The sequence below is a fragment of the Sphingobium sp. LSP13-1-1.1 genome (assembly GCF_040676415.1).
Classification (GTDB): domain Bacteria; phylum Pseudomonadota; class Alphaproteobacteria; order Sphingomonadales; family Sphingomonadaceae; genus Sphingobium.
This window is the reverse complement of sequence record NZ_JBEGHU010000023.1, coordinates 161257-175559: the sequence shown is the minus strand read 5'-3', so window position 1 is coordinate 175559 and position 14303 is coordinate 161257. Positions and strand designations below refer to the sequence as shown.

Annotated in this window: 13 protein-coding genes and 1 tRNA gene; 3 read left to right on the top strand and 11 right to left on the bottom strand. The window is 62.7% G+C overall.

Annotation, left to right across the window (positions count from 1 at the left end; genetic code table 11):
* The first annotated feature begins 83 nt into the window (after window positions 1-83).
* The gene (locus tag MRBLSP13_RS12835; protein WP_363754799.1) at window positions 84-881 is read left to right on the top strand and encodes a polysaccharide deacetylase family protein; all 798 of its coding nucleotides are present in this window, start codon (window positions 84-86) and stop codon (window positions 879-881) included.
* Window positions 882-921: 40 nt separating this feature from the next.
* Here the strand turns inward: MRBLSP13_RS12835 and MRBLSP13_RS12830 are convergent, their stop codons facing one another.
* The 6 genes from MRBLSP13_RS12830 to MRBLSP13_RS12805 form a co-directional block, all read right to left on the bottom strand.
* The gene (locus MRBLSP13_RS12830; RefSeq protein WP_363754797.1) at window positions 922-2151 is read right to left on the bottom strand and encodes a glycoside hydrolase family 27 protein; all 1230 of its coding nucleotides are present in this window, start codon (window positions 2149-2151) and stop codon (window positions 922-924) included.
* 33 nt (window positions 2152-2184) lie between these two features.
* Window positions 2185-5049, bottom strand: a complete 2865-nt coding sequence (locus MRBLSP13_RS12825) for a TIM-barrel domain-containing protein (protein WP_363754795.1) — start codon at window positions 5047-5049, stop codon at window positions 2185-2187.
* 323 nt (window positions 5050-5372) lie between these two features.
* Window positions 5373-5732, bottom strand: coding sequence for an Arm DNA-binding domain-containing protein (locus MRBLSP13_RS12820; protein ID WP_363735366.1), 360 nt, complete (start codon window positions 5730-5732; stop codon window positions 5373-5375).
* Window positions 5733-5878: 146 nt separating this feature from the next.
* Window positions 5879-5953, bottom strand: a tRNA-Glu gene (locus MRBLSP13_RS12815).
* Window positions 5954-6243: 290 nt separating this feature from the next.
* A complete protein-coding gene (locus MRBLSP13_RS12810; protein WP_363754793.1) occupies window positions 6244-7032 on the bottom strand; it encodes a SapC family protein in 789 nt (262 codons plus the stop codon).
* A 139-nt stretch (window positions 7033-7171) separates the two neighbouring features.
* Window positions 7172-8611 carry an FAD-binding oxidoreductase gene (locus MRBLSP13_RS12805; RefSeq protein ID WP_363754791.1) on the bottom strand — a complete coding sequence of 480 codons (1440 nt, stop codon included), beginning with the start codon at window positions 8609-8611 and terminating at the stop codon, window positions 7172-7174.
* Window positions 8612-8689: 78 nt separating this feature from the next.
* Between MRBLSP13_RS12805 and MRBLSP13_RS12800 the strand changes: the two genes are divergently transcribed.
* Together MRBLSP13_RS12800 and MRBLSP13_RS12795 are read left to right on the top strand one after the other, a co-directional pair.
* A complete protein-coding gene (locus MRBLSP13_RS12800) occupies window positions 8690-9124 on the top strand; it encodes a hypothetical protein (RefSeq protein WP_363754789.1) in 435 nt (144 codons plus the stop codon).
* Window positions 9125-9234: 110 nt separating this feature from the next.
* Window positions 9235-10590 carry a DEAD/DEAH box helicase gene (locus MRBLSP13_RS12795; protein ID WP_363754787.1) on the top strand — a complete coding sequence of 452 codons (1356 nt, stop codon included), beginning with the start codon at window positions 9235-9237 and terminating at the stop codon, window positions 10588-10590.
* Window positions 10591-10674: 84 nt separating this feature from the next.
* On the opposite strand, the gene MRBLSP13_RS12790 is transcribed toward MRBLSP13_RS12795, so the two are convergent.
* The 5 genes from MRBLSP13_RS12790 to cyoC are packed head-to-tail and all read right to left on the bottom strand — an operon-like array spanning window position 10675 to window position 14300.
* Entirely contained in the window at window positions 10675-11205 is a 531-nt protein-coding gene (locus MRBLSP13_RS12790; RefSeq protein ID WP_133652204.1) for a response regulator transcription factor, read from the bottom strand.
* Complete coding sequence (locus MRBLSP13_RS12785; RefSeq protein WP_363754785.1) at window positions 11202-12524, bottom strand: ATP-binding protein; 1323 nt, start codon at window positions 12522-12524, stop codon at window positions 11202-11204. Before MRBLSP13_RS12785 ends, MRBLSP13_RS12790 begins: the two co-directional genes overlap by 4 nt.
* Window positions 12521-13246: an SURF1 family protein gene (locus tag MRBLSP13_RS12780; RefSeq protein WP_363754783.1), complete on the bottom strand. Its 726-nt coding sequence runs from the start codon at window positions 13244-13246 to the stop codon at window positions 12521-12523. Before MRBLSP13_RS12780 ends, MRBLSP13_RS12785 begins: the two co-directional genes overlap by 4 nt.
* Complete coding sequence (gene cyoD, locus MRBLSP13_RS12775; protein WP_363754781.1) at window positions 13243-13680, bottom strand: cytochrome o ubiquinol oxidase subunit IV; 438 nt, start codon at window positions 13678-13680, stop codon at window positions 13243-13245. Before cyoD ends, MRBLSP13_RS12780 begins: the two co-directional genes overlap by 4 nt.
* Window positions 13677-14300 (bottom strand): cytochrome o ubiquinol oxidase subunit III, encoded by a 624-nt coding sequence (cyoC, locus tag MRBLSP13_RS12770; protein WP_414714714.1) that lies wholly within the window; start codon window positions 14298-14300, stop codon window positions 13677-13679. The genes cyoD and cyoC overlap by 4 nt, the downstream gene beginning before the upstream one ends.
* Between the last annotated feature and the right edge of the window lie 3 nt (window positions 14301-14303).

The window sequence follows — 14303 nt, the reverse complement described above, 5'->3', positions numbered from 1 at the left end:
CGCCGTAGCGGTCAACGCGCTCCGCAGCGCTGGGGCCGGACAAGGTTCGTTATCGCCGAGAGTGATCTGTTGGGAGGATTTCAATGCGGACAGGACAGGCTCTTTTGCGGGTCGGGTCGTTTCTGGCAGGCGCGTGCCTTTTCGCTGCGCAGGCTCAGGCGCAGGTTGACGCCGGCCCCTGGCCCGGCGGCAGGAAGACCGCCGTGGTCCTGACCTACGACGACTCGCTTGCCTCGCAACTTGAAATCGCCTTGCCCGCGCTGGATGCGGTGGCTCTGAAGGGCACATTCTTTCTGATCGGCAGCCAGATCCGTCCGGAGCAGGTCGAACGATGGCGGGCTGCCGCTGCCGAAGGGCACGAGCTTGGCAACCATACGGTTCGCCATGCCTGTCCGCAGGCCAGCTATCCCCCCGCGCGCAGGCTCGACACCAGCGACTCCTATGACGTGGAAATGATGATCGCCGAAATCCGCACGATGAACAGCATGCTGACGGCGATCGACGGAAAGCTCCGGCACGGCCTGGCAACGCCCTGCGGACAACATCTGGCGGGGGGCGTGGACTATCTTCCCGCGCTTCGTGCCAGCGGCCTCGTCCGCTATACCCGCAGCGCTGGGTCGTCGGACAAAAGGGAACTGGACCCGATGGACCTGCCGTGCATCTGGTTCGATGAAAAGGCCAGCGGCACCGACATGATCGCCGCGGTCCACCAGGCCGAGCGCACAGGGGGGCTGCTGATAATCGGATTTCACGGTGTGGGCGGCGATTATCTCAAGGTGAACGCCGAAGCGCATGCGCAGCTCCTCGCCTATCTGAAGGCAAATTCGAAAACCATATGGGTCGCGCCGCTCATGACGGTCATGGAATATGCCGCCCGCTGAGGAAGAATAGGCAAGATCCTGTCCAGCGCCGTCCTTGGAGCTAGCTGGACGGTTCGAGAATGAATATCGCAGTGTCACGCGGCGCCAATGTGACTTTCAGTTCAGCCGCAGTGTCGCCGCGCACCGCGCCGGTCCAGGCATCGAAGATCCGCATCGTCCGTCCGCCAAGATTGGCCGAACGCTGCGAATGGTCGTCGGCCAATGGTTCCGCCTTCCAGTCGATGGCATGGCTACGCGCCGTAGACGTGCGATTGAGAATGGCCACCGCCCAACGATCGCCCGAAAGCGGGCGGGCCCAGATTTCAACTTCCGGCGTCTTGAACCAGGGGAAGCCCTGAATGCCCAGCGCGTCCTGATCGATGGCGACGATGCGCGGATTGGTCAGGATCTTGGCGATCTCGGGCTTCATCCCGACAATATCGGTTCCTGCGATCAGGGGCGCTGCCAGCATCGCCCACAGCGCGAAATGCGATCGGTTTTCCGGCAGGCTGGGAAGATTGCCGACCTCCATCATGTCGGGGTCGTTCCAGTGTCCGGGGCCAGCGGCCTTGCGCAGTGCCGCCTGCTTGTCGAGAATCTCGAGCACGCCAAGGCTGCTCCAACTGCCATGACTGACCTGGCACGACCAGCAATTGGTGATGTCGCCGGTGGTGCGCCAAAGGTGGCCGACATTCTGCGCCCATTCCCACGGCTTGTTGTCGCCCCATTCGCAGATCGAGAAAACCACCGGGCGACCGGCGCGGTACAGGGCATCGCGCATCGTGGCATAGGCCTCGCGCGGGTTGCGCTGATCAGGACCGGCACCGGTGTTGCACCAGTCATATTTCAGATAATCGACCCCCCAGCGGGCATATTGCAGAGCGTCCTGATATTCATGCCCCTGACTGCCGGGGCGGCCGCCGCAGGTCTTCGCTCCGGCGTCGGAATAAAGGCCGAACTTCAGGCCGCGGGCGTGGACATAATCCGCCAGAGCCTTCATGCCGGAGGGGAAACGCACAGGATCGGCCTGGATGAAGCCGTCCCTGTCCCGTTCACCTTGCCAGCAATCGTCGATGTTCACATAGACATAGCCGGCATCGCGCATTCCGTTGGCGACCATGGCGTCGGCGGTCCTGCGGATCAGGGTTTCATCGATGTTGCAGCCATGGTGGTTCCAACTGTTCCATCCCATCGGTGGCGTAGGGGCCAGATCAGGAAACTTCTGCGCCAGGGCCGGGCTCGCGGCGAGCGCCAGCCCGCCGAAGGTCGCCATCAGCTTCTTGAGGGTCATGTCCATTCATCCCGTTGAAACACGGATCAGTTGTCAGTTGTCGAAGCGCAGCACCGTGGCGCGGCCGTCATAGCTGATCGAGCGCGTTGCCGGAGCGGCGGTGATGCCGCCGCCATGCCCGTTGTCGATGACCACGACGTTCAGCTGGCGCTGCCGGACCATGCCCGGGAAGCTGCCCTGCCGCGCACCGATCGACAGCGTGCGTCGGGCATCGTCCCACCGCAGCTTATAGCGCGCGGACTGGCCGCGTTCATAGGCGTAGGTCTGGTTGTCGTCTTCGTATATCGTGAACGTGCCGTCGGCGCCGGGATAGACCCGGATTTCCAGCGGTGCGTCGGGTTTCTCCGTGGCATATTGCACGACCGGGCCCATGGGGATGATCGAACCGGCCCTGACGTAGAGCGGCAGAATGTCCAGCGACGCGTCGCGTTCAACGGTCCGCCCGCCTTGCAGGCGCTGGTTGTTCCAGAAATCATACCAATCCCCGCCCTGGGGCAGGTAGGTCGTCATCTTCAGGTCGTGCGACGGCGTGGCCGCAGCAAGCGCCTTGAGCTCGGTCGGCGTGCGCCAGCCGAAGCGCAGGCTCCGGCCGCCGCCGGCCTGGTAATATTCGATCCGCACCGCCACCCGTTGCCCCTTGTGCAGCGTGCGCCTGGTCGAGGCATAGCGGGCGCCCGATTCCTTCCAGTCCTCGACGACCTTCTCGCCGTCCAGGAACAGGCGGTAGCCATCGTCGCCCGCCACGCCGATTTCATATTCGCCCTCTTCGGGGGCGATCAGTTCCCCCTCCCAGCGCGCCGAAAAGTCGTTGAGCGATTTCAGCCCGGCCGGCATGTCCGCCAGCGGCGGTCCCGGCCAGTTATAATCCATCTTCGTGTCGACCAGCTTCGGTCCCGCCGGCGTGGCAAGATCGCGGCCCTGGAAATATTGCACCGAAAGGCCCGGCCGGCCATCGGCCGTGCGCAGGACAGTGGCCGGCACGGTTTCAGCTGGCGGTTGCACCAGATTGTACATTGGCCGGCTGACCGGATGGACAAGCATCGACGAGCCGAACATGAAACTGTCGTTGATGTCGTAGGTGGCCTTGTCCGCGGCGAAATCCATCTGGAGCGGACGCATCAGGGTATAGCCGTCGGAGGTGACCTTCGCGCTCAGGCTGTAGATGTAGGGCAGCAGTCGATAGCGCAGATGGACGGCGTTCAGCAGCGACTGATACATCGCCGGATCCTTGTCCTTGAAGATATAGGGCTCGCGCTCGATGCTGGTGCCGTGGACCCGCATCAGCGGATTGAACGCCGCATATTGGAACCATCGGGCGAACAGTTCGCGATAGGCCGGATTATTCTCCCCACCGGGAAAGTCGTCCACGAAGAAGCCGCCGGTATCCTGCGTCCAGTAAGGGTTGCCGGTAACCGTCACGTTGACGCCGCCCGCGATCTGCTTCCTGAACGTTGCCCAGCTCGCGATCGTGTCGCCCGACCAGGATGAGGCGCCCGTCCGTTGCGCGCCTGCCCAGGCGGACCGGGTCAGCGTAAGCACGCGCTTGTTGCTCGTCGCGCGCTGGCCGTCATACACCCCCTCGGTGGTCAGCAATGTGTAGGGGTTCAGGTAGCGCGAAAAATCTCCCATCGCGTTGCGGCCAAGTGCCTTGATATCCCGCACATTCTCCTGGGGATCCCACATCGCCGATGTCACCTCGACCTCGGTGCCGTCCATCCACAGCGCATCCACGCCCTTGTCGAGCAGACCCGACTTCACATATTTGAAATAGATCTCGCGGCCCTTGGCGCTGTAGGCGTCGTAGACCCGCGCCTTCTTGGATATCCAGTGCAGCGGGGCGAAGCGCAGGCCCGACTGGTCGAGTTCATGGGCCAGGGCGGTGTCGTTGCCCACCGATGGCCAGATGGAGATCATCAGCTTCAGGTTGAGGTCGTGCAACGTCTTGGTCATCGCCTGCGGATCGGGATAGCGCTCGCGATCCCAGATCATGCCCGACCAGCTGCCATCCTTGTCACTGCCCCAATATTGCCAGTCCTGGACGATGTAGTCGAGCGGGAACCCCTCGCGTCGAAAGTTGCGCGCCACTTCGATCAGCCGGTCCTGGGTGGGATAGCGTTCCTTCGACATGAACAGGCCGAAAGCCTGCTTGGGATACATCGGAGCCTTCCCGGTCAGGCGGCGATAGGCGCCGACCACCGCATCCATGTTGCCGCCCGCCATCAGATAATAATCGACGCCGCCTGGCGCGTCCTCGGCCCACAGCTTCGCGCCGTCGGCACCGTCGGAAAAGCGCATCTGCGAATAGGTGTCCCACAAAACGCCATAGCCTTCTGTCGACATCATGACCGGAATGATGATGCCGATATTGGTCTGGACCAGCAGCAGGTCCTTGCCCCGCCGGTTGACCTGTTCATCGTCGGTGAAACCGAACCCGTAAATCGCCTCATCGGGCTTCAGCGTGAAGCGGTTCTCCACTTCATAGGTCGGTGCGCCGGAAATGGTCCTGGGGCTCACTGACTGCGGCGCGCCGGCCTTTTCCCGCGTCAGCAGTTTGCCGGAGGCATCGAAGAAGCTGATGGCGCCATCGCTCTTGTCGATCATCACGCGCAGCTTTTCGCCGCTCATCGTCAGCGCGGCGGCAGTTTCCTTGATCGAAAATCCTGTTGTTGCGGGCGGGCCAAGCACGACGAGACTGGGCTGGTTCCAGTAGGAATGTCCCAGGCTGGCGTTCACGCGGACAATGTCGGGGGCATAGAACAGGACCGTCTTCACGGTCCCGTCGAGCTGATATTGCACACCGTTCGTCAGTCGGACGAACCGAAAACCCGGCTGGGCAGAAACGACGGAGTCCGCAATCTGGCCGGTCGCGGAAAGCCCGCTGCGGGGCGTATCTGCCATGGCGGGCACCGCTTGAAGCGCTGTCAACGCCAAGGCCGCAGGGCCGAAATAGGGTATGATGTTCATCCTCGCCCTCGGAAATTGTCTGAGTAGATCGCCTGTGCCACGTCGCGAGACGTTATTCAAGCATCACGCGATCTCCCCCATATCGTCGTCGATCAATATAGGCTGGCGCGGGACATCCGGTCTCTTTCGGCCAGGCGTTCGAAGCGATCGCAAACACGCCCTGAACGGCTTAAAGGATGCGCATGGCGGGGGGTATCCACGCCCCGATCATCCTGTGGTGAATGCCGTGCTTCGCCGCCAACTCGGCTGAGGTCAGTTCACCCCGAATGGCCTCGTTCGGCGTGGGCCAGCCATTCGTAAGCGACCGCCTTGAAGTTGTTGGACGCCGCCACCGTCGCCGCGATCCGGTCCAGCTTGACCCGCTCGGCCGGGCGTTCGCCTCGCGTCAGCAGCTTGCGGGCGGCGTCGCGTCGTTCGCGTGCATCGCGGGCCCCCGTGTCAGGCCACACGCCGAAGGCGAGGGTCTTCTGCTTGCCGAGATAGCGGTAGTTCATCCGCCAGTAGCGCCCACCCTTGGGCGTCACATAGAGGAACAACCCGTCGCCGTCGGTGAGCTTGTCACGCCCCTTGGCGGCTTTGATAGCACCGCCGAAAGCGCTATGATGGTGTCTCCCCATCAAGGAGCGGTGGACACCGTCAAATGTACCATCGGATTATTGGTATGCGGTGATATCCAGCTACTCCGTATGATCGGAGTATGTCACAGAAAACCCGCATAAACAGCCATTTACGAGACGCAATGGCACCTTCCGAGAAGGGAATATGGTGACCCCTACGGGAATCGAACCCGTGTTTCAGCCGTGAGAGGGCCGCGTCCTGACCGCTAGACGAAGGGGCCACAAGCCGCTCAGGCAGCGAGTGAGGTGCCGCGTTTAGGATCGCGTGCCGACGCCGTCAAGGGAAACTCGCACGACTTATTGCGGCACATAAAAAACCACCCCATGCGATTCGCACGGGGTGGCCAAGGTTCAGGGAGGAGACGCCTCCAAAGGGGGAGGCGCCCATACGACACACCCGAAAGGGGGGCAGGTGCGCCGTATGTTCAGTAAATAGAGAAAGTCGCGCGGTGTTTCAAGTGGCACCGTGCAACCTTTTTCCTTAAATATCTGTCACAAATGCGTAATTTGCTTAAGCGTTCGCTGCTTCCGGCGCGGAGGGCACGGCAATCGGGCCCTTCCCCTGCGCGACCTGCGCCTCGAACAGTTCACGCATGAGCTGAAGCGAAAAGAGGTGCGCATAGATCAGCGGCAACATACCGTTCTGACTGATCTTGCGAAGCTGGTCGCCCCGCATGTCGCGCAGCTTTTCCTCGTTTACCATGCGAAAACCGCGATAAACGAAGGGCTGCTCATTGCCGGGCACCTGAATGGCGACTTCGCCGTCCATTAGCAGGTCGAGATCCTTGAGGTCCTTAATGAACTGACCGGTGCGCGCCGCAGCTTGCTCGAAATCCTCGCAGAATTTCAGCACGCCCTGTGTGAGTTCGCTGGGCTTGCCGTCTTCGAACAGGGGCTGGCCCTCCTCGAATGTGCCCAGCGCGTCGCTCGTCGGATCGAAGCAGAGCGAGAGTTCGTCGCTGTCGGGGCGCAGCTTGGCCAGCATCCAGGGATAGCGGCGGACATAAGCGGGCACATAGGCCGGTCCGCGCAGCTTGCCTTCGTCGTCGAGGAAGGTGTTGACGCCTTCGCTGAGGCCCATCAGCGCCAGTGGAATCGACTCGTCACCGGCGGAAAAAATGATTGGCACGAAGCGTTGGGCGGCGACAAATTCGTCGACAGTCAGCGGGATGGCATGCTGCGTCGTCAGGAACGGCGCCGAATCGACCGTGCGGCTGCGCCAGGCGACGTGATCGACGCTGCTCAGCGGAATGAGGTCGTTGTAGAAGACGGGAAGACCGTTCGCGGGCGCGCTTGCCATGATGTGCTAGTCCATTTCCAACAAAAAGCGGCGCATATTTCCTTGCGCCGCGAGCTTGATACTGGGCCGAGTGGGATAAAGCCGTTGAGCGTGGGAGGCAATCGCTTTGTCGATGCCCCGTGCTCTGGCGGAGGCGTCTTCAGCCTTCGTCCGGTCGAGGGATCAGCTTGTCCGGGTTCATGATGCCCTGCGGGTCGAAAGCAGCCTTGATCGCCCGTAGCGCGTGCAGGCGCGCGGGACTGGCAAGGCGGCCCAGTTCCGCGCGCTTCATCTGGCCGATGCCGTGCTCGGCGGATATGGAGCCGCCCGCGGCGACGACCGCGTCGTGGACGAAAGCGTTGATCGCCAGCCCCTGAGCCGCGATCCAGGCCGGCCCGTCGGCCGTGCCCCTTGGCGCGCGGACGTGGAAATGGATGTTGCCATCGCCCAGATGCCCGAAGGAGGAAGCTGTCGTGCCCGGAAAAGCCCTTTCCGCCGCCGCCGCCGCATCCACCATGAAGGCGGGCATGCGGGCGACCGGGACGCTGATGTCATATTGAAGTGCCGGTCCCTGCGCCCGTTCCGATTCCGATAGCGATTCGCGAATACGCCAGAAGGCGTCCGCCTGCGCTTCATTGGCGGCAATCGCTGCATCGACGGCAATGCCCTGTTCCAGCGCGGTGGCCAGAGCGCCTTCCAATCGTTCGGCTGGGCCGGGATCACGCAGATCGCCATGGTCTATCTCGATCAATACATGCCAGGGCGTGCGCGTCGCGATCGGGCAACGGGTGCCGGGAATGTGCGAGAGGACATGGCCCAGTCCGTCGTCGGCAATCACCTCGAACCCCTCGACGCTGTCGCCCAGATGCGCTTCGCAAAGCCGGAGCAGAGCCAGTGCGTCAGTGGGCGAGGGGACTCCGATCCAGGCTACGGCGCGCGCGGCGATCGCGGGCACGAGGCGCAGCGAAGCGGCAGTGATGATCCCCAGGGTCCCCTCGGCGCCGATCAGCAATTGCTTGATGTCATAGCCGCGATTGTCCTTCTTGAGCGCGTCCAGGCCATGGAAGATGCTGCCGTCAGGCAGGACAGCCTCCAATCCTTCCACCAGAGCGCGCATGGTGCCGTGGCGCAGCACCTGCGTGCCGCCGGCGTTGGTGGAAATGAGGCCGCCGATCGTGGCCGAACCCTTGGCCCCAAGGCTCAGGGGAAAGCGGCGACCAGCCGCGGCGGCGGCATCGTGGAGGTTCGAGAGGATGACGCCCGCTTCGCAGACAGCCAGATTGTCTTGCGGGGACAGGCTGCGGATATGGTTCATCCGGCGCAGCGACAGGACCAGGGCGGAACCGTCTGGCGGAGGCGTGGCGCCGCCCACCATGGAAGTGTTGCCGCCTTGCGGGACAAGGGGCACGGAAAGATTGGCGGCAAGCTGGACGGCGGCCGCGACCTGCCGTGTCGTTTCAGGCTGAAGAATGGCGGCCGCTGCGCCATGATAGCGACCGCGCCAGTCGCTGAGCCACGGGGCGATATCGTCCGCATCGGTCACGACACGCTTTTCCCCCAACAGGGTCGTGAATTGCGCGATAACATCTTGTCCTATCATGGGACCGTCCTATGCCTTGGAATTCATCGGCGGTTCAACCTCTGGCACATAGCGTCTCCGTCCCAAAAGGGGTTCGACTTGTTTCATTCTGTCCTGCTGCTGTTGACGGCGCCGGCCGCCGAGCCCGTGCAATGGGCGCAACTGACGATCGAGCAACGCGTCATCATCCGAGTGCCGATGGCGAAGAGGGGCAGGGCGCCCGCTCGTCCCGCGCCGCAGGCGAGGAACGACTGGAAGGAGAAGAAGGGGCCGCGGTGCATCGCGCTGCGCTCGATTCGGTCGGCAAGCATATTGATGGACAACGCCATAGACCTCCTGCTGGCGGACAACCACCGCTATCGCGCAAGGCTGGAGCGGGGGTGCAACAGCATGGGTTTCTATTCCGGCTTCTATGTCGAGCCCGATGAGGACGGCTCGCTCTGTTCCGGACGGGACGAGTTGCAGGCGCGTAGCGGGGCGAGTTGCGCGATCGACAGTTTCCGCAGGCTGGAGCAGGCCGATCCCGACGATTAACGCCATATCTTCGCGATTTTCTTGACAAGAGGCCGATATTTTCGCAAGGCGCGCCCGATTTCCCCTGCGCTTTTCGCGCGGGTGGAGAGCCTCCTGTCCCGGACCCCTGAATGACCTTTGCCGATCTCGGCCTTTCCGACGAATTATTGAAGGCCGTTATCGAGGCCGGATATGACACGCCCACGCCCATCCAGGCCCAAGCGATCCCTCCCGTGCTGATGATGAAGGACATCATCGGCATCGCGCAGACGGGGACGGGCAAGACGGCCAGTTTCGTGCTGCCGATGATCGACATCCTTGCCCATGGCCGTGCCCGGGCGCTGATGCCGCGATCGTTGATCCTGGAGCCGACGCGGGAACTCGCGGCACAGGTGGCGGAGAATTTCGAGAAATACGGCAAATATCACAAGCTCTCCATGGCGCTGCTGATCGGCGGCGTGCAGATGGGGGACCAGGTCAAGGCACTGGAAAAGGGCGTGGATGTCCTGATCGCGACGCCCGGCCGCCTGATGGACCTGTTCCAGCGCGGCAAGATCCTGCTCAACGGTTGCAGCATGCTGGTGATCGACGAAGCCGACCGGATGCTCGACATGGGCTTCATTCCCGATATCGAGGAAATCTGTACCAAGCTGCCGGCGCAGCGGCAGACGCTGCTGTTTTCCGCGACAATGCCGGCGCCGATCAAGAAGCTGGCCGATCGCTTCCTCAGCAATCCCAAGTCGATTGAGGTGGCGCGGCCCGCCACCGCCTCCACCAACATCACCCAGCGGCTGGTGAAGGTGGATTCGCGTAAGAAGCGCGAGGCCCTGCGCGCGATGCTGGATGCAGAGGACGTGCTGAGCGCGGTGATCTTCTGCAACCGCAAGACGACGGTGCGGGAACTCAACAAGAGCCTTCAGCGCCACGGCTACAAATCGGGCGAGATCCATGGCGACATCGACCAGTCGGCGCGCATCGCTGAACTGGAGCGATTCCGGGCCGGGACAGTCAACATCCTGGTGGCGTCGGACGTGGCGGCCCGCGGGCTGGACATTAAGGGCGTGAGCCATGTGTTCAACTTCGATGCGCCCTGGCATCCGGACGATTATGTCCACCGCATCGGACGCACCGGGCGTGCGGGGGCGAAGGGCGTCGCCTACACCTTCGTGACGTCGGATGATGCAGAGGCGATCGACAACATCCAGAAGCTGATCAAGCAGAAGATCGAGACGATCGACGCGCCTGCCGCCGCTGCTCCTGCCGCAAAGGCGAAGGAAGAGCCGCGCCGTCCCGAAAATGATCGCAGGCCAGACAAGCGCCGCGACGACCGTCGGGAGGAACCGCGTGCCGCAAGGTCTGTCGATCGTGCCGCAAGGTCTGTCGATAATGGCGCCCGGCCGCGGCGGCCCGAACCCGTGGACGATGGCCCCGACGAGGGCTGGAACGGACCGGTCCCGGAATTTCTTTCAGTGGGATTCGGCATTTAAGGGCGCCATTGCGGGCTGGCTCGAACTGCATACTGCTTTCATCTGCGGATCTCGGCCCATCGACGGGTATTTTAGCAGGCCCCTTTAACCCACCTGGCGTTTCGCCAACTTCCTTGCCAGCGTTCGCCGATGCATACCCAGGCGCCTTGCCGCTTCGGAGATATTGAAGTCGCTGTCCTTCAAGACTTCGTGGATATGTTCCCATTCCAGCGTCTTGATCGATGTCGGGCGCGGCGCCAGCGGTGTGGATGGATCGCCGGCAGAGCGGGCGAAGGCCGCCTCTATATCGTCGGTGTTGGAGGGTTTGGCGAGATAGTTGGACGCGCCCAGCTTGATCGCCTCTACCGCCGTCGCGATGCTGGCAAAGCCGGTCAGTACAACAATCACCATCGCCGGATCATGGGCATGCAATGTTTGCACGCATAGGAGGCCGGACTCCGCGCCCAGCTTCAGGTCAACCACCGCGAAGCCAGGTCTGCTGCCAGCCAATATCGTTTCCAGCGCCGCATGGCTGTCCGCCGTCAGCACGCCATAGCCCCGCCGTTCGAAGGAACGTTTCAGAGTCTTGGCGAACGCCGCATCATCTTCGACAATCACCAGCAGGCGATCCGTCATGGTGCCGTCTCCTCCTCCAGCGCCACTGTACCTAGCGGCAGCCGCAGCAGGATGAGTGCACCGCCATCCGCGCCGTTGCTCGCGCTGACGCTTCCGCCGAGCTTGCGTACGACATTGACCACAAGGAAGAGGCCCAGGCCATGGCCCTGCTTGCCCTTGCTCGACCGATAGGGTTTGCCGAAATCTTCCAGCATGGCGTCGGAAAAGCCGCCGCCATTGTCGCGCACCGCGATATTGAGCGAGCTGCTGTCCCGTCCGATCAGCAGGTCGATATAGCTCGCCCCAGCCTCCCGCGCATTGTCAAGCAGGTTGCCGATGGCCTGGCGGATGACCGGATCAGCGATGATCCGCGGATAGTCATGCGGTCCGAAATCGCAGCGCAGGGGCATGCCGGGATTGGCCCTGCGCCATTCCGTGGCGATGCCTTCGATGAAATCGGGCACATTGGTCACCGCCGGCGCCTCGCCCCGCGCCTCGCCCGAGGAAAGGAGTATGCCCGTAACGATTTCCTTGCAGCGCTGGACCGCCGCCTGCATTTCCTCGATCTCTTCGATCAGCGAGGGATGGACCGTGATCTCCGGCATATGCTTCCAGTCGCCCAGCACGACCGCAAGCTGGGAGAGGGGGGTGCCCAGCTCATGCGCCGCACCGGATGCAAGCAGGCCCATGCGAACGATATGCTCCTCCTCCGCCGCCTGTTGCCTCAGACGGGCGAGATAGGCGTCCCGCGCCTGGAGATTGCGGGTTACCGGCAGCACGAAGAGCACCAGCAGCACCGCGATCATCGTCAAACAGACCCAGGTGCCGACGATATGCAGGTCGAACAAATGCCCTTCCAGCGCGCCGTGCAGGTCAAGCGGTCGATAATGCAGCGCCAGCAGCCCTGCGCATAGTGCCGATACGAAGACGATGCCCCAGATGCTCCAGCGGTCCAGCAGCACCGCGCCCAGTGCTACCTGCACCAGATAAAGCGAGATGAACGGGTTGGTCGCGCCCCCCGAAAGATAGAGCTGCGCCGTCAGCAGCAGCACGTCGAACAGCAGCGACAGGAACAGTTCTGCGTGGGAAACGTCCGTCCGCTTGCGCAGCGCGCCGAAACTGAGGCCATTCATCAATATCGCCATGCCGGCGATCAGCAGCATCGGTGCGATCGGCAGGCGGATGTCCATGACAAAATGCACGGCGAGGATGGTGATCAACTGCCCCGCAATAGCCAGCCATCGCAATTGCACCAGCAGCGCCAGATTCTTGCGACCCGCCGCGTGGGCGGGCCACTGGCTGGGCTGCCAGAGGGTGCTGATCGGCAGGTTCCGGTTCATTCCCGACGGTCTTTTCGCTCCTGGCGCATAACGAAGATGTACGCGCCCGCGACCATCGCCGCCAGCGCGAACCATGTGATCGCATATTGCAGATGATTGTTCGGAAATGCGACGACGGTCAGGCCGCCGACAGGGAAGGCGTCGGGATCGGCGGCGGCATCGGCGTCGATGAAATAATTGGCCAATGGTCCCCTGATCCCGCGTGCCGCAGCGATGGCCGCGACGTCGCGGGAAAACCAGCGGTCGCTTGCCGGGTCGTTGGAGCGCAGGAAACCGCCGCCCGGCTCGCTGAGCCGCAGCAGGCCGGAAACCGTCACTTCTCCTGAAGGACGCATATAGTCGCGTTGGCGGTCGGGCGGCACGAATCCGCGATTGATGATGACCGTGAACCCCTCATCGGTGATGAGGGGCGTCAACACCCAGAAACCCGCCCCCCGCACCGTGACGGCCTGCACCAGGGCAACGCTGTCGTGCACGAAGTGGCCGGAAATCCGTACCCGGCGATATTCGTCGACCCTTGCGGCCGTGCGGGGAGCGGGGATGGCGGGGGCATGAATGCGCGCGTCGACACGGGCGATCAGGTCACGCTTCCAGGCGAGGCGCTGAACCTGCCAGGCGCCGAGGGCACAAAATCCTGCAAAAAAGAAAAGGGCGATCAGCGTCAGGCCGATCAGAAAGGCCGGGGAGCGCCTGGAGCGCTCCCCGTCTTGGGCCGTTGTCACGGCATCTCGCTCATATTCTGCATGACGCGCATTTCCTGAGTCGGACCCATGTCCATCTCCATCTGCGCATGTGGCATCATGTTCGCGTTCAGATGATACATGACCCACAAGGATCCCGACAGGACGATGACGACCAGCACCACGGTCAACATCATGGCCATGAACGACCAGCCCCCTTCGACGCGGGTGTTCATGTGCAGGAAGTAGATCATGTGGACGACGACCTGTACCGCGGCGAAGCCCATGATGACGATGCCGGTCAGTTGCGGATCGTGCAGTGCGCCGCTCATCACCAGCCAGAATGGAATGGCCGTCAGGATCACCGACAGGCCGAACCCGATCATGTAGCTGCCGAAGCTGCCGTGCGAATGGGCGTCATGATGATCGTCATGATGGTGGTCATGGCCACCGTGCGGATGGACGGCGTCGTTCACCGGAGCACTCCCATCAGATAGACAAAGGTGAAGACGCCGATCCAGATGACGTCGAGAAAGTGCCAGAACATCGACAGGCACATCAGCCGCCGCTTGTTGGCCGGGATCAGGCCCTTCCTCGCGACCTGCACCATCAGCGTGATCAGCCAGACCGAACCGAAGGTGACGTGCAGTCCATGGGTGCCGACCAGCGTGAAGAAGGAGGACAGGAACGCCGAACGCCACGGCCCCGCGCCCTCATGGATGAGGTGCGAGAATTCGTAGAGTTCGATGAACAGGAACGCCCCGCCGAACAGCAGTGTGACGAACAGCCAGCCCTGCGTCGCGCTGACCCGGTTCTTCTCCATGGCCAGCATGGCAAAGCCGTAGGTGATCGAGGAAAAGAGCAGCATCGCGGTGTTGAGCGCGACGAGCGGAAGGTCGAACAGGTCCTTTGGTCCCGGTCCGCCGGCAAAGCTGCCGCCCAGCACCGCATAGGTGGCGAAGAGGATGGCGAAGATGAGACAGTCGCTCATCAGATACATCCAGAAGCCCAGCATGGTGCTGTGGCCTTCATGGAGGTGCGGTTCCTCAGGCAGGTGATAGGCCCGTGGTTCCATCGTTGCAGTGGCGCTGCTCATGCG

Coding starts and splice junctions, on each gene's coding strand:
- MRBLSP13_RS12790 (WP_133652204.1), bottom strand. CDS start 11,205: ATGACGGATCGCCTGCTGGTGATTGTCGAAGATGATGCGGCGTTCGCC.
- MRBLSP13_RS12810 (WP_363754793.1), bottom strand. CDS start 7,032: ATGGCAAGCGCGCCCGCGAACGGTCTTCCCGTCTTCTACAACGACCTC.
- MRBLSP13_RS12835 (WP_363754799.1), top strand. CDS start 84: ATGCGGACAGGACAGGCTCTTTTGCGGGTCGGGTCGTTTCTGGCAGGC.
- MRBLSP13_RS12825 (WP_363754795.1), bottom strand. CDS start 5,049: ATGGCAGATACGCCCCGCAGCGGGCTTTCCGCGACCGGCCAGATTGCG.
- MRBLSP13_RS12795 (WP_363754787.1), top strand. CDS start 9,235: ATGACCTTTGCCGATCTCGGCCTTTCCGACGAATTATTGAAGGCCGTT.
- MRBLSP13_RS12830 (WP_363754797.1), bottom strand. CDS start 2,151: ATGACCCTCAAGAAGCTGATGGCGACCTTCGGCGGGCTGGCGCTCGCC.
- MRBLSP13_RS12805 (WP_363754791.1), bottom strand. CDS start 8,611: ATGATAGGACAAGATGTTATCGCGCAATTCACGACCCTGTTGGGGGAA.
- MRBLSP13_RS12785 (WP_363754785.1), bottom strand. CDS start 12,524: ATGAACCGGAACCTGCCGATCAGCACCCTCTGGCAGCCCAGCCAGTGG.
- cyoC (WP_414714714.1), bottom strand. CDS start 14,300: ATGAGCAGCGCCACTGCAACGATGGAACCACGGGCCTATCACCTGCCT.
- MRBLSP13_RS12820 (WP_363735366.1), bottom strand. CDS start 5,732: ATGGGGAGACACCATCATAGCGCTTTCGGCGGTGCTATCAAAGCCGCC.